Genomic DNA, 15,328 nt, shown 5'->3' with positions numbered 1-15,328 from the left:
GTAAGGGAGAGAAAATGCTTACTTTAGACAAATTTGAAGAGGCCTCAAAGATTGTCACAGAGGTCACACACGAGACAAAACTTATTTACAGTGACTATTTCAGCGAGAAATCTGGTAACGATGTATATCTGAAGCCAGAAAATATGCAGCTTACAGGAGCTTATAAGCTTCGTGGTGCATATTACAAGATTAGCACTCTCACAGACGAAGAGAGAGCAAAGGGGCTTATTACTGCATCAGCTGGTAATCATGCCCAGGGTGTTGCTTACGCAGCTCAAAAATATGGTGTTAAGGCTACAATCGTAATGCCTACTACTACACCTCTCATTAAGGTTAATCGCACAAAGAGCTATGGTGCAGAAGTAGTTCTTCATGGTGATGTTTATGACGAGGCTTGTGATTATGCATATAAGCTTGCGGATGAGCATGGCTACACATTTATTCATCCTTTTGATGATTTAGCTGTAGCAACGGGACAGGGTACTATTGCAATGGAAATCTTTAAGGAACTTCCACTTGTAGAGTACATTTTAGTTCCAGTTGGTGGTGGCGGTCTTGCTACCGGTGTTTCTACACTTGCAAAGCTTCTTAATCCAAAGATTAAAGTAATAGGTGTTGAGCCTAGCGGAGCAGCTTCTTTACAGGCTTCATTTGATAAAGGAGCAGTTACAACACTTCCTTCTGTAAATACTATTGCAGATGGTACTGCGGTTAAGACTCCAGGTTCAAATATATTCCCATATCTTCAGGAGAATATAGATGAGATTATCACAGTTGATGATGATGAGCTTATCGTAGCCTTCCTTGATATGGTTGAAAATCATAAGATGATTGCTGAAAACTCAGGCCTTCTTACAGTTGCGGCTTTAAATCATCTTAATATTAAAGGTAAGAGAGTAGTTTCTGTTATCTCTGGTGGAAATATGGACGTTATTACAATGTCTTCTGTTGTACAGCAGGGTCTTATCTTCAGAGATAGAATCTTTACTGTATCAGTACTTCTTCCTGATAAGCCGGGTATGCTTGCAAAGGTTTCACAGGTTATAGCAGACAATCAGGGTAATGTAATCAAGCTTGAGCATAACCAGTTTGTTACTACAAATCGTTCAGCAGCTGTTGAGCTTCGTATTACACTTGAAGCTTTCGGTACAGATCACAAGGGACAGATTATTAAGGCTCTTGATGAAGGCGGATACAAACCTAAGATTGTTAGAACAAGTTTATAAAATCTTTTTTATGCAGTGTCAAGTAAAAGTACTTGACACTTGTTTATTTGTATAGTATATTAGTCTGCGGTGATAAAGGAGAGTCATGGAAGATAAGATTAAATCCGGATATTTATATGATTTCTACGGTGAGCTTCTCACAGAACGTCAGCGTAGTGTATATGAGATGAGTATCAATGAGGATTTATCTTTGTCTGAAATTGCTGATACTTTATCAATATCTCGACAGGCAGTTCATGATATCATCAAAAGATGTGATCATCAGCTTCAGGAGTACGAAGATAAGCTCCATTTGGTTGATAAATTCATGAACATTAGGGAAGATGTTTTAAAGATTAATAAGCTTACATCTTCAGAGCCTGGCAAAGATACTTTAGCTGAGATTTCCCGTTTATCGACATTGATTTTAGAGGAATTATAATATATGGCTTTTGACTCACTTTCAGAGAAGCTTCAGGGAGTATTTAAAAATCTCCGTAGCAAGGGTCGACTTTCAGAGGCAGATGTTAAGGCTGCTTTAAAGGAAGTAAAGATGGCATTGCTTGAAGCAGATGTTAATTTCAAAGTTGTAAAACAGTTTACAAACACTGTCACAGAAAGAGCTATCGGTTCAGATGTTATGAACGGCTTGAATCCTGGACAGATGGTTATAAAGATTGTAAACGAAGAGCTTATTAATCTTATGGGCTCAGAGGTTACAGACATTACTTATGGCACGGGCGGAGCTATTACCACTATCATGATGGTTGGTCTTCAGGGTGCCGGTAAAACTACCACTACAGCAAAGCTTGCTGGAAAGGTTAAGCAGCGCGGCAAGAAGCCACTTTTGGTTGCCTGCGATATATACAGACCTGCAGCTATTGAGCAGTTACAGATTAATGGTAAGAAGCAGGATGTTGAGGTATTCTCCTTAGGTGACAAGGAAAAGCCTGTAAAGATAGCCAAAGAGGCTATGGATTATGCTAAGAAGAATGGATTTGATGTAGTCATTTTCGATACAGCAGGTCGTCTTCATATAGATGAGGATATGATGAATGAGCTCGCAGCTATTAAGAGCAATATCGACATCCTCAACACTATTTTAGTAGTTGATGCCATGACAGGTCAGGATGCAGTTAATGTTTCACAGACCTTTGATGAAAAGATTGGTATCGACGGAGTTATCATCACAAAGCTTGATGGTGACACACGAGGTGGTGCAGCCCTTTCTATTAAGGCTGTTACAGGAAAGCCTATTTTATTTGCTGGTATGGGTGAAAAGCTTTCAGATTTAGAGCAGTTCCATCCAGACCGTATGGCAAGCCGAATCCTTGGAATGGGAGATGTTTTATCACTCATAGAAAAGGCTGAGGCAGAAATCGATAAGGATGCAGCTCTTGCACTTACAAAGAAAGTTAAGAAAGCATCATTTGATTTCAATGATTATCTCACTTCAATGGAGCAGATGAAGAAGCTTGGAGGGCTTACATCCATTCTTGGTATGATGCCAGGTATGAATGCTTCTCAGATGGCACAGCTTGAAAATGCAGTAGATGATAAAAAGCTTGCTCACATAGAAGCTATCATCCTTTCTATGACTCCGGCAGAGCGTGAGAATCCAAAATTACTAAATCCTAGCAGAAAGCACAGAATTGCTGCTGGAGCTGGTTTAGATATAGCAGAGGTTAATCGCTTCATTAAACAGTTTGAACAATCAAAGAAAATGATGAAGCAAATGCCGAATATGATGGGAAAAGGACGACGTGGAATGCGTTTTCCATTTTAACCGTTAGTAATTTATTAATTTATTGTTTTATTTAACAGGAGGAATTAAAAATGGCAGTAAAGATTAGATTAAAGAGAATGGGTCAGAAGAAGAGACCAATCTACAGAATCGTAGTAGCAGACGCTAGAGCACCACGTGATGGAAGAAACATCGATGAGATCGGTACATATGATCCAAATCAGGAGCCAGCTGAGGTAACAGTTGATACAGAGGCAGCTAAGAAGTGGATCGCTAATGGTGCAAAGCCAACTGAGACAGTTGCAAGACTTTTCAAGCAGGCTGGTGTTCAGTAATCATTCACAATCGAAAGGTAGAGGAATATAGTGATGAAAGAATTAGTTGAAGTAATTGCTAAGTCACTTGTAGACAATCCAGAAGAGGTTGTTGTTTCCGAGAAAGAAGACGCTAAGTCAATTGTTGTTGAGCTTCGCGTTGCACCTTCAGATATGGGAAAGGTTATTGGAAAACAGGGTAGAATCGCAAAGGCTATACGTGCGGTTGTTAAGGCTGCAGCCTCAAAGATTGACAAGAAGGTTATTGTTGACATTGTAGATGTTAACTAAATCAAATATGGACCCGAAGCAATTTGGGTCCATATATTTTGACAATATTGTTTATTTAGGGATACAATACTCTAATACTTTAGTCCATAAAAGCGATAAACTGTTAAACAAACCCCGTAAATTCACAGTTTCTTCACTTTTTGTATTTTTATTCACTGGTGTGAATAAAAATTGCTATTGAATACTTTAAAGTAATAAACTACAATAGCTTCTATGAACAAGGGCGTTCTTAAACCTTGTTTTTTTGTTACCTATAATGTCCGCGTGACACTTACATATGTTTTTTAGTTATGTTGTTTAACAAATATAAAGATGATTACAAACAGGTACAAAGTATTGGCATAGATGGCAAATTACGTACCGTTACATTTTATGAAGGAAGTTACTTCGAACTTCCTTATGATGAAAAGCAGTTCAAAAAAAATAAGCTTGTATGCGCTGGTTTTTCAATTTTGTTTTTACTTATATTTTTAGGAGCTGGTCTTATTAATCCAGATTCATCAAAAACAGCCTGGATTGTATTTCCGTATTTCTTCTTGTTCCTTCCTATAGGATTTAATCTTCTTGGTACTTTTAATTTACTTGGTCAAAAGTGCAGAATGGAAAAGGCAGGATATGAAGAGAGCATAATAAGATTAAAGAAGAGCTCCATGGCCATTATGATATTGGCTGCTGTAAATATAATTTTGGATTTAATATTTATATGTATTAATCATAATATAAATTTTGTTATAGAATTTTCTTATATTGTGATATTACTTTTGCTTATAGCTTCAGTTATTGCATTTGGTGTAAAATATGACAAAATGTTTGGAGGGGTAATTAGGAACTCCAATTAAAAAGTTAATTTGCTCCCGGGGATATATTTTGGGTGTAAATATAAATAATAGGAGGAATTCTTATGAAAAAGAAAAAGATTGTTTCACTCCTTCTTGTAGCTACTATGGCACTTTCAATGGTAGCATGTGGAAAGAGTGCAGACGAAGCTGGTAAGAAAGCCAGCGAAAACGGCGGTTCATCTTCTGATACTCCACTTGTAATCGGATGGGATGCTATGAGCCAGAAATTCAGCCCATTCTTCGCTGAATCACATCCAGATATGTATTTGGATGATAAGTGTGTACAGATTAGTCTTCTTAGTGTTGATCGTGCTGGTCAGTACATTCTAGAAGGTATTGACGGCTATAAGGCTGAGTACAATGGAACAGAGTACACATATTACACACCATCTGATATCAAAGTAAATGAAAACGAAGATGGTTCAGTTACTTATGATATCAAGATTAGAGATGATTTAAAGTTCTCTGATGGAGAGCCTGTTACTATCGATGATGTTATTTTCTCATACTATGTAGTATCAGATCCTACATATGATGGTCCTTCAACATTTGCTTCACTTCCTGTAAAGGGTATGGAAGAGTACAGAAGTGGTGTTTCTACACTTTCTACTCTTATTGCTGAGGCAGGTAAGGACAACACAGATTTCACTAACTTCACAGAAGAGCAGCAGAAGGCTTTCTGGGATGCAGTTGAGACAAAGGGTGCTGAGTTCACTCAGTCAATCGTTGATTATATGGTAGAAAATGCTGGCGTTGCTGAAGGAGATGTAACAGCTGCAGCTGCAGGTTGGGGCTTCGAGCTTCCAGCAGGCGCTACAACAGAGGATTTCTTCCTTGCAATTGGCGAGCAGTATGGTTGGAATTTCACATCTATGGATAAGGAAGCAGCTTCAGTAACAATCGCTGATTCATTCCCTGAGGACGTACTTGCAATGTCTACAACAGGTGTACAGACTGGTGAGTCTGCAGATCACATTGAAGGTATTGTTAAGACAGGTGATTATAGCATGACTGTTACTCTCACAGAGTTCTCTGCACCAGCTATCGAAAAGCTTGGAACAGTTATTGCTCCAATGCACTACTATGGCGACAAGTCACTTTATGATTATGACAATAACAAGTTCGGTTTCCCTAAGAATGATCTTTCAATTGTAAGAGAAAAGACTACTAAGCCACTTGGTGCTGGTCCTTACAAGTTTGTAGAGTACAAGAACAAGATTGCTTATCTTGAGGCTAACGAGAACTACTATCTTGGAGCTCCAAAGATTAAGTCTCTTCAGTTTAAGGAGACACAGGAGGCTGATAAGATTCCTGGTGTACTTCAGGGAACAATTGATCTTTCAGAGCCTTCAATCTCTAAGGCTGCAGTAGAGCAGATTTCTGGTGAGAACTCTAATGGAGAGCTTGCTGGTGATAAGCTTACAGCTACACTTGCAGATAACCTTGGTTATGGTTACATTGGTATGTGCGCTAAGAACGTTAAGGTTGGAAACGATGCTTCAACAGAGCAGTCTAAGAACCTTCGTAAGGCTATTGCAACAGTAATTGCTGCATACCGTGATGTAGTTATTGATTCATATTATGGAGAAGCTGCTGAGGTTATTCAGTATCCTATCTCTAATTCTTCTTGGGCAGCTCCACAGAAGTCTGACCCAGATTACGAAATCGCATTCTCTAAGGATGTAGATGGAAATCCAATTTACACAGAGGGAATGACAGATGATGAGAAGTACGATGCAGCTCTTAAGGCAGCTCTTGGTTACTTCGAGGCAGCTGGCTACACAGTTGCAGATGGCAAGCTTACAGCAGCTCCAGCTGGTGCAAAGCTTTCATACGAGGCTATGATTCCTGGTGGTGGAAATGGTGATCACCCAGCATTTGGTATTCTTACAGGTGCTAAGGAGCAGTTCGCTAAGATCGGTTTCGAGCTTGTAATTAACGACCTTGCTGATTCTTCAGTACTTTGGGATACACTTTCAGCTCAGAAGGCTGAAATCTGGTGTGCAGCTTGGGGTGCTACAGCTGATCCTGATATGTATCAAGTATATCACAGCCAGGGTGGTTCAGCTTACCAGTATGCTGTATACTCAGATGAGCTTGATGCTCTTATTGAGGATGCTAGAACAAGTGCAGATCAGTCTTACAGAAAGGCTGTTTATAAGGAATGTCTTGATTTCATCGTAGACTATGCTGTAGAAATTCCTACATATCAGAGACAGAACGGTGTTCTTTACTCTTCAGAGAGAGTTAATATTGATTCTCTTGTAAAGGATCCTACACCATTCTGGATTTGGATGGATGAACTCGCTACACTTGAGATGAATTAATTTAAGTCTTCTTTATTTCCTAGGGCTTGTGTATAATAGCCCTAGGAAATATTTTGCTTATTTTTTTAGATTAAAACTACCTTTAATAAATATATGAAAATAAAGGTATTTTATGATGGGATGGGTTATTGAATTTGGTAAAGGGCATTAGTCCTTTATTTGTCTCACCATAAAATATCTTTATTTATGAAATAAAGGGGAATAATAAAGAAAGGAATTTAGTGTCATGAAGAAATTTGTGATCAGACGATTATTATTATCAATCGTTATCTTGTTCTTCGTATCGATGATTATTTATGCAATCATGAGATGCATGCCTACATCCTTCGTAGAACAGAAAGCTATGGCTCTTTCACAGAAGCCGGGAGCTAAGAGCTACCAGGAGTGGCTCGACCAATTAAATGCAGCCTATGGTCTTGATGTAGGTATTGTCCAGGGATATCTTAAATGGTTTGTTAAGCTTATCACTCAGCGTGATTTTGGAGATAGCTGGTACTTTAACATGCCTGTACTTGAGAAGTTTTCTAGTGTAATTTGGTATTCATTTGCACTTTCACTTGCTTCATTCATCCTTGAGATTATTATTGCTATTCCTTTAGGTGTAATTGCTGCAAGAAAGCAATATTCAGGGGCAGATTATGCCATTACTGTATTTGCTCTTATAGGTATTTCACTTCCAAGCTTTTTCTTCGCAACAATTCTTAAATGGATTTTTGCAATTAAGCTCCAGTGGTTTGACCTTTATGGTATTGTAGGTCGTAATTATATGAATCTTTCTACAGGTGCAAAGATTCTTGATATGGCATATCATCTTGTGCTTCCTGCAATTACACTTACTATTGTTTCAGTAGGTTCTTTAATGCGTTATACACGTACTAACATGCTAGAAGTGCTTAATGCAGATTATATCCGTACAGCACGTGCTAAGGGTCTTTCTGAAAAGAGAGTTGTAAATCATCACGCTTTTAGAAACATTCTTATTCCTATCATTACTTTACTTGGTGGTACACTTCCAGGACTTTTTGGTGGTGCTATGATTACTGAAACATTGTTCCAGATTCCAGGTATCGGATATACATCATATCAGTGTATTATTCAGGGAGATATCCCATTTGTAATGTTCTATATGTTATTCTTTGCAATGCTTATTCTTTTGGGCAACCTTATTGCAGATATTCTTTATGCTGTAGTTGACCCACGAGTAAGAGTAAATTAAGGAGGAAAGTAACGTGAGCGAAGAGAAGAATTTAAATAATGAAGAGCTTGCACTTGATGATGCTAACCGCGTTCAGGTTCTTTCTCCTGGAATGATGGTTGCAAAGCGTTTCTTTAGAAACAAGCTTGCTATTACAGGTCTTATTATTATTGCCTGCATGTTTTTATTTGCATTTTTAGGTGGTGTAGTTGTTCCATATTCTCAGTCAGAGGTTTTTTACACATCTGAGGAGATGAAGAAGGATTATGCTGGTGCTACAGAAATTTCAGAGTACCAGGTTTTTGCAAATGAGGGAGAAGAGCTTCCAAAGGATATCAGCTCTAAGCTTATCCTTGCTCTTACAAAGAAGGAAGCTACTATCACAACACGAGATGGTTCTACATTTGCTTTAAATGAGCTTAATAACGATATTTTTGAAATTGCCAGTGCTGATGGTAGCAAGAGTCTTGCTTATGTATGCAAGCTTCAGGCATACTCTCCAGAAGGTGGTTTAGTAGAGTCTGGACTTACAGCTGCAATGGTTGCTGCTAGAGCAAATGATGAGTCAAGCTTTGAGTACAATGGCGCAACTTATACAGTAGAAGAGCATGGTTCAGGTGCAATGCTTAGAAATGCTGCTAGTGAGGATGTTGCCTATATTACTTCTTACAGCATTAATGCTGTAGAAAATGGTGTTATTATTTCGATTGATTTCAGAGAGGCAGTTGTAGCGGCTATTTCTAGCAAGGCAGATTCTTTTGAATTCGATGGAGAGGAATATCAGATTTCTAATAAGAATGGTCAGTATACAATTACTAAATACAAGAATACTAGTGTAATCAACCAGTTTGAGGCACCATCTTCAAAGCACTGGGTTGGTACAGATGGAAACGGAATGGACCTTCTTGCTCGCCTTATGTACGGTGGTCGTATTTCCCTTCTTATTGGTTTTGTAGTAGTAGCAATTGAGCTTTTCCTTGGAATTATTGTTGGTGGCTTCGCTGGTTACTTTGGTGGCTGGGTAGATACTCTTCTTATGAGACTTGTAGATATAATCTACTGTGTACCTTCAATGCCACTTTACCTTATCCTTGGTTCTATCATGGATTTCTATAAGGTAGATGCAGGAATACGTATTTTCTATCTTTGTATTGTAATGGGACTTATCGGTTGGGTAGGTATTGCCCGTATCATCAGAGGTCAGATTTTATCTCTTAGGGAACAGGAATTTATGACAGCTTGCGAGGCTTGTGGTATCAGCATTAGACGTCGTGTGTTCAAGCACCTTATTCCTAATGTTATCCCTCAGCTTGTAGTTTTCGCTTCTATGGATATTGGTGCTGTTATCCTTGCTGAGTCTACACTTTCATTCCTTGGACTTGGTGTTAAGTACCCAGCTGCTTCTTGGGGAAATATAATCAATGCTGTTAACGATTCATACGTTATGACAAACTACTTATTCGTATGGATTCCAGCTGGTATTCTTATTCTCCTTACAGTACTTGCATTTAACTTTATTGGTGACGGCCTTCGTGATGCTTTCGATCCAAAGATGAAGAGATAATAGAGGTGATAACATGGCAAAGAAAAATGTAAATTATATATCAGCCAAGGAATCCCGTAAGATTTCAAAAGAGAATCGAAAGATTACTAAGGAATTCGAGGCTAAGAGAAATAGAAAGCATATTCCAGAAGAGGAATATATTACAAAGATGAAGAACCCAGAGAACTGCGTAGAGTTCGATGATGTTCATACATACTTCTTTACTGATATCGGAACAGTAAAGGCTGTAGATGGTGTTTCATTTAATGTGCCACAGGGTAAGACTGTTGGTATCGTAGGTGAGTCTGGTTGTGGAAAATCAGTTACATCACTTTCTATGCTTCAGCTTGTACAGCGTCCACAGGGTCAGACAGTTTCAGGTGAAATTCGTTTCAACTCTGGTGACGAATGTGTCAATGTTGTAAATGCTCCAGCATCAAAGATGCAGGAACTTCGCGGAAACAAAATGGCTATGATTTTCCAGGAGCCAATGACAGCACTTAATCCTGTATTTAGAGTAGGTGCTCAGATTGACGAGGTTATCAAGCTTCATCGTCCAGAGATGAGCGATGAGGAGATTAAGAACCGTACAATCGAGATGCTTGGTATGGTTGGTATCGCCAATAAAGAAGGTGTTTACTCAATGTATCCACACGAACTTTCAGGTGGTATGAGACAGCGTATTTGTATCGCTATGGCACTTGCCTGCGAGCCAAAGCTTATCGTAGCTGACGAGCCTACAACAGCTCTTGATGTTACTATTCAGGCACAGATTCTTGACCTTCTTCGTGATCTTAAGGACAGAATCAACAGCTCAATCATGCTCATCACACACGACCTTGGTGTTGTAGCTGAGATGGCAGATTATGTTGTTGTTATGTATGCTGGTCGTGTAGTTGAAAAGGGTACTGCAAGAGAAATCTTCAAGGACCCACGTCATCCTTACACAATTGGTCTTATGAAATCTAAGCCAGTTGTTGGACAGAAGGTAGATGAGCTTTATTCTATTCCTGGTTCAGTACCAAACCCAGTTAATATGCCAGATTATTGTTATTTCAAAGATAGATGTGATATGTGTATGGAGTGCTGCAATGGCGAGTTCCCTGATGAATACTATATCTCAGATACACATATGGTAAGATGTTACAGATGCAAAGAGGAGGGTGAGAGACATGAGTAACGAGAAAGATTATATCTTAGAAGTCAATCACCTCAAGAAATACTTCCCTATAAAGGGTGGCTTCTTTGGCGGTGTAACAGGAAATGTAAAGGCTGTAGATGACGTTACTTTCAAAATTGAAAGAGGAACTACAATGGGTCTCGTAGGTGAGTCTGGTTGTGGTAAATCTACTACAGGTCGTACAATCCTTCGTCTTTTAGAGAAGACTGACGGTGAAGTTATTTTTAATGGCGAGGATGTAAATGCTAAGAGCAAAAAGGAACTTAGAGAACTCCGTACAAAGATGCAGATTGTTTTCCAGGATCCTTATTCATCACTTTCACCACGTCTTCCAATCGGTGAGATTATTGGTGAGGCAGTTAGAGAGCATGGTCTTGTTCCTGCTGCTGAATACGATGAATACATCTCAAAGATTATGAAGGAATGTGGTCTTCAGGAGCACCATAAGGATAGATATCCTCATGAGTTCTCAGGTGGACAGAGACAGCGTGTATGTATCGCTCGTGCACTTGCGCTTAATCCTGATTTTATCGTATGTGATGAACCAGTATCTGCTCTTGATGTTTCTATTCAGGCGCAGGTAATCAACCTTCTTAGAAAACTTCAGAAGGATAGAGGACTTACATACTTATTTATTTCACATGACCTTTCTGTAGTAGAGCATATCTCAGATACAGTTGGTGTTATGTACCTTGGCGGACTTGTTGAGACAGGTAAGACAGAGGATATATTTGACAATCCTCTTCATCCTTACACAAAGGCTCTTTTCTCAGCTATCCCAATGCCTGACCCAGACCTTAAAAAGGATAGAGTAATTCTTGAAGGAGATATTCCTTCCCCTGCTAATCCTCCTAAGGGATGTAAGTTCCATACACGTTGTTCTGAGTGTATGGGCATTTGTAAGGAAGTTGCTCCAGAGCCAAAGGATATGGGTAACGGACATGTTGTAAGATGTCACTTATATGATGATAAATAATTATGAATGATTTTGGATATTTAAGAATGATTATATCTTCTGATTCATCAGAAGTATTACAGCATGCTTTCAAGTCTCTCAGCAATGAGGGACTTGAAGTCTATGTGCAGGATTTAAAAAATAAATTTCATCTGGCTAACGAAAGCTTGGTAGAAAAGAGCACATTTTTACTTATTCCAGCGGCAGATTGGGACTTCGCTGTAGAGATTCTTACCAGTGTGGGCCTTGAGGAATATATTACAGAATGCGTTATTCCAGAGGGGGCAAAATCTGAACTTGATATTGCTGTTGAAAAGTATTACAAAAAGCGAAAATGGACTTATATCGAAGCAGGTGTTATTATCGTGGTAGCACTTTTATATTTTTTATTTAAGATTTTTACTAATTAGGAGGCTTTTTTGGAAGAATTATTTCAGGTTGGTTCAATAACACAGACTCACGGTATTAAAGGAGAGGTAAAGGTATTCCCTCTCACAGATGATATTTCCCGATTTAAGGGCATGAAGCATCTTCTTTTGGATGGCGGCAAGGATGGCTATATAGAGCTTGAGGTAGAGAATGCTCGTCCACAGAAGAATCTTGTTATTCTTAAGTTTAAGGGTATTGATAATATCAACGATATCGAAAAATATAAGGGCAAGGGTCTTTACGTTACAAAAGAAAATCGCGTAGAGCTTAAGAAAGATGAGTATTTTATTGCAGATTTAATTGGCTGTGATGTATATACAGATGATAATCCTGATGAGAAGTTTGGCGAGATTTCAGACGTAATGGAAACTGGTGCAAATGATGTCTACGATATTGAACTTGTGAATGGAGGAAATGTTCTTCTTCCTGCTATCAAGGACTGTATTTTGAAGGTAGATGTGGATGCACGTCGAGTAGATATACATTTATTGAAGGGATTGATGGATTAGCATGAAGTATTATATTTTAACCCTTTTCCCAGAAATGATAGAGGATGCCTTAAATACCAGTATTTTAGGTCGTGCCAAGAATGCTGGTGCAATATCTTTTGAGGCAGTTAACATTCGAGATTACACTCTTGATAAGCATAAAAAAGTAGATGATTATCCTTATGGTGGTGGTGCAGGCATGGTTATGCAGGCTCAGCCTATTTATGATGCCTATAAGGCTATCTGTGAGAAGGCGGGTCATAAGGTTCATTGTATTTACCTTACTCCCCAGGGACAGCTTTTTAAGCAGCAGAACGCTAAAGAGCTTGCTCTCAAAGAAGATATTTGCTTATTATGTGGCCACTATGAAGGCATTGATGAACGTGTATTAGAGGAAATTGTTGATGAGTACTATTCAATCGGCGATTATGTTCTTACAGGTGGTGAGCTTCCATCCCTTGTAATGATAGATGCAATTTCTCGTATGGTGCCTGGTGTTCTTACAAACTCTGAGTCAGGAGAGGATGAATCATTAGAGAACAACTTACTTGAATATCCTCAGTATTCACGACCAGAGACATGGAATGAAAGAAAGGTTCCGCCTATTTTACTTTCAGGTGACCATGCAAAGGTAGACGCATGGAGAAAAGAACAGTCAATCCTTAGAACAAAGGAAAGACGTCCAGATTTATATGCGAAATATTTAGAATCTAATGTTGATAAATAGCACAATCCGTGTTATTATACTAGAGTTGCTAAAAGAAGAGATGGTCCGCTGATTTGCAATAGGGCACTTCAAGAACGTCGCGAGTTTAGGAGGAAATAAAATGAACGCAAACGAGATTATTAGAAACATCGAAGCTGCTGAGCTTAAGTCAGAGCTTCCTGAGTTCCAGGTTGGAGACACAGTTAAGGTTTACGGTCGTATCGTTGAGGGTAACCGTACTCGTACACAGGTTTTCGAGGGTACAGTTATTAAGAGACAGGGCGGCAGCAACCGTGAGACATTCACAGTTCGTAAGTCATCAAACGGTGTTGGTGTAGAGAAGACTTGGCCACTCCACAGCCCTAACGTTGAGAAGATCGAAGTAGTTCGTAAGGGTAAGGTTCGTAGAGCTAAGCTTTACTACCTCAGAGATCTTACAGGTAAGAAGGCTAAGGTTAAGGAGAGAATCTAATCTCGAAATTTTGAGAACAGTCACGAAATGTGGCTGTTCTTTTACTTTTAATGGAAATTATTTCAAAAGTGCGGTAAAATTATCCTATATATTAAAAAGGGATTTTATATGTTTTTATCAAATAGAAAGTTTTCAAATAGAAAAATATTTAAGAAAAAAGACGGTCTTAATTTCAGAAGAAGACGTAGAAAAATAGATTTTGATAAGGTTAGATATATTCTGATTTTTGCTTTGGAATTAGCTCTTGTTATTGCCTTAGCCTATGGCGTGGTAATTTCTTTTGGAAAACAGGTAGAATGTGCTAATGCATCTATGGAGCCTACCTACCAAACATCCGATATATTACTTGTAAACACTATTGCTTACAAGATATCTAAACCTCAGCAGTCAGATGTTATCGCATTTAAACCAAAATCAAATGTAAACGCCAGTTATAGTGTAAAGAGAGTAATTGCCACACCCGGTGATACTATATACATTAATAATGGTCGTATCTACATAAATGATGAGCTTTACAAAGAGAATCTTGAAGTAGAGCGAATCGAAAATCCTGGCATAGCAGCCACTCCGATTACTCTTATGGATGATCAGTATTTTGTTCTTGGAGACAACCGTAATTCATCCGAGGATTCAAGATATGAAAGTGTGGGCTTTGTAGCCAGTGCAGATATTTTAGGAAGGGTATGGATGAAGTATCCATTCTAGAGGTGATTTATGGAATTTCAATGGTATCCAGGGCACATGACGAAAGCAAAACGTCAGATGCAGGAAGATATTAAACTTATAGATTTAGTAATAGAGGTTATCGATGCTCGTTGTCCGGTTTCCAGCCGCAATCCTGATATAAATGGACTAGCGAATGGCAAGCTAAGACTTATTCTTTTAAATAAGTCAGATTTAGCAGATAAGAGCGTTAATCAAAAATGGAAAGACTATTTTAAAGAACAGGGTTTTTACTGCGTAGAGCTTGATTCCCGTGATAGAAAAAACATGAAAGGCGTTCAGGCTACACTTGATGAGGTCTGCGCAGCTAAATTTGAGAGAGATAGAAAACGTGGAATTAAGAACAGGCCTGTAAGAGCCATGGTTGTGGGTATTCCAAATGTTGGAAAATCTACTTTTATTAATTCATTTGCTGGTAGAGCAGTTGCTAAGACTGGCAATAAGCCTGGCGTTACAAAAGGAAAGCAATGGATTAAGCTTAACAAATCAGTTGAGCTTTTAGATACTCCAGGTATCCTTTGGCCAAAATTTGAAGATAACACAGTAGGTCTTCACTTAGCATTTATCGGTTCTATTAATGATGCAATCATTGAGACTAGAGAACTTTCTTTGGAGCTTGCTGATTTCCTTAAGGAAAATTATCCAGGAATATTAAACAAGCGTTATGAGATTAATGAAGAAGCAGTTAATCATGAGATAATTTCAGAGATTGCAGCTAAAAGAAACTTTGTTAAAAAGGGCTCAGAGCTTGATTTTGATAAGGCAGCTGCAGTTTTAATTGATGAATTTAGAAATGGAAGCTTAGGAAATATATCACTTGAAAGGCCATAAAAATGAACAACGCAATTGATTTTAACGAAGAAGAACAAATAAAAAAGGATATTGAAAGAGCTAGAAGAAACGTTAATAATTCTCCA

17 protein-coding genes are annotated in these 15,328 nt (G+C 38.5%); all 17 read left to right on the top strand.

The window, feature by feature from the left end; all coding sequences use genetic code 11:
• Window positions 1-14 precede the first annotated feature (14 nt).
• The gene (gene ilvA / locus BUA88_RS05945) at window positions 15-1,226 is read left to right on the top strand and encodes a threonine ammonia-lyase (RefSeq protein ID WP_072914206.1); all 1,212 of its coding nucleotides are present in this window, start codon (window positions 15-17) and stop codon (window positions 1,224-1,226) included.
• An 85-nt stretch (window positions 1,227-1,311) separates the two neighbouring features.
• The gene (ylxM, locus tag BUA88_RS05940) at window positions 1,312-1,647 is read left to right on the top strand and encodes a YlxM family DNA-binding protein (protein WP_072914202.1); all 336 of its coding nucleotides are present in this window, start codon (window positions 1,312-1,314) and stop codon (window positions 1,645-1,647) included.
• 3 nt (window positions 1,648-1,650) lie between these two features.
• On the top strand, window positions 1,651-2,991 hold the full coding sequence (gene ffh / locus BUA88_RS05935) for a signal recognition particle protein (RefSeq protein ID WP_072914198.1): 1,341 nt from the start codon (window positions 1,651-1,653) through the stop codon (window positions 2,989-2,991).
• A 50-nt stretch (window positions 2,992-3,041) separates the two neighbouring features.
• Entirely contained in the window at window positions 3,042-3,284 is a 243-nt protein-coding gene (gene rpsP, locus BUA88_RS05930; protein ID WP_028246986.1) for a 30S ribosomal protein S16, read from the top strand.
• A 33-nt stretch (window positions 3,285-3,317) separates the two neighbouring features.
• The gene (locus BUA88_RS05925; protein WP_028246987.1) at window positions 3,318-3,554 is read left to right on the top strand and encodes a KH domain-containing protein; all 237 of its coding nucleotides are present in this window, start codon (window positions 3,318-3,320) and stop codon (window positions 3,552-3,554) included.
• 290 nt (window positions 3,555-3,844) lie between these two features.
• Window positions 3,845-4,393, top strand: coding sequence for a hypothetical protein (locus tag BUA88_RS05920; protein WP_072914194.1), 549 nt, complete (start codon window positions 3,845-3,847; stop codon window positions 4,391-4,393).
• 62 nt (window positions 4,394-4,455) lie between these two features.
• Window positions 4,456-6,720: an ABC transporter substrate-binding protein gene (locus BUA88_RS05915; RefSeq protein ID WP_072914190.1), complete on the top strand. Its 2,265-nt coding sequence runs from the start codon at window positions 4,456-4,458 to the stop codon at window positions 6,718-6,720.
• A gap of 226 nt (window positions 6,721-6,946) precedes the next feature.
• Window positions 6,947-7,936, top strand: coding sequence for an ABC transporter permease (locus BUA88_RS05910; RefSeq protein ID WP_072914185.1), 990 nt, complete (start codon window positions 6,947-6,949; stop codon window positions 7,934-7,936).
• 13 nt (window positions 7,937-7,949) lie between these two features.
• Entirely contained in the window at window positions 7,950-9,479 is a 1,530-nt protein-coding gene (locus BUA88_RS05905; protein WP_072914181.1) for an ABC transporter permease, read from the top strand.
• Between the two features lie 13 nt (window positions 9,480-9,492).
• Entirely contained in the window at window positions 9,493-10,638 is a 1,146-nt protein-coding gene (locus BUA88_RS05900) for an ABC transporter ATP-binding protein (RefSeq protein WP_072914176.1), read from the top strand.
• Window positions 10,631-11,614 (top strand): ABC transporter ATP-binding protein, encoded by a 984-nt coding sequence (locus tag BUA88_RS05895; protein ID WP_072914171.1) that lies wholly within the window; start codon window positions 10,631-10,633, stop codon window positions 11,612-11,614. Before BUA88_RS05900 ends, BUA88_RS05895 begins: the two co-directional genes overlap by 8 nt.
• A gap of 2 nt (window positions 11,615-11,616) precedes the next feature.
• Window positions 11,617-12,003: a hypothetical protein gene (locus BUA88_RS05890; RefSeq protein ID WP_072914168.1), complete on the top strand. Its 387-nt coding sequence runs from the start codon at window positions 11,617-11,619 to the stop codon at window positions 12,001-12,003.
• Window positions 12,004-12,012: 9 nt separating this feature from the next.
• Complete coding sequence (gene rimM / locus BUA88_RS05885) at window positions 12,013-12,531, top strand: ribosome maturation factor RimM (protein ID WP_072914164.1); 519 nt, start codon at window positions 12,013-12,015, stop codon at window positions 12,529-12,531.
• A 1-nt stretch (window position 12,532) separates the two neighbouring features.
• Window positions 12,533-13,237 (top strand): tRNA (guanosine(37)-N1)-methyltransferase TrmD, encoded by a 705-nt coding sequence (trmD, locus tag BUA88_RS05880; RefSeq protein ID WP_072914160.1) that lies wholly within the window; start codon window positions 12,533-12,535, stop codon window positions 13,235-13,237.
• Between the two features lie 100 nt (window positions 13,238-13,337).
• A complete protein-coding gene (rplS, locus tag BUA88_RS05875) occupies window positions 13,338-13,688 on the top strand; it encodes a 50S ribosomal protein L19 (protein ID WP_072914156.1) in 351 nt (116 codons plus the stop codon).
• Between the two features lie 108 nt (window positions 13,689-13,796).
• The gene (gene lepB / locus BUA88_RS05870; RefSeq protein WP_083572418.1) at window positions 13,797-14,393 is read left to right on the top strand and encodes a signal peptidase I; all 597 of its coding nucleotides are present in this window, start codon (window positions 13,797-13,799) and stop codon (window positions 14,391-14,393) included.
• A 9-nt stretch (window positions 14,394-14,402) separates the two neighbouring features.
• Window positions 14,403-15,242, top strand: a complete 840-nt coding sequence (gene ylqF / locus BUA88_RS05865) for a ribosome biogenesis GTPase YlqF (protein ID WP_072914151.1) — start codon at window positions 14,403-14,405, stop codon at window positions 15,240-15,242.
• Window positions 15,243-15,328: the final 86 nt, after the last annotated feature.

Origin of the sequence: Pseudobutyrivibrio xylanivorans DSM 14809 (assembly GCF_900141825.1) — a bacterium.
Lineage (GTDB): Bacteria > Bacillota > Clostridia > Lachnospirales > Lachnospiraceae > Pseudobutyrivibrio > Pseudobutyrivibrio xylanivorans.
The sequence above is the reverse complement of the archived record's forward strand: the minus strand, read 5'-3'. Positions and strand labels throughout refer to the sequence as shown.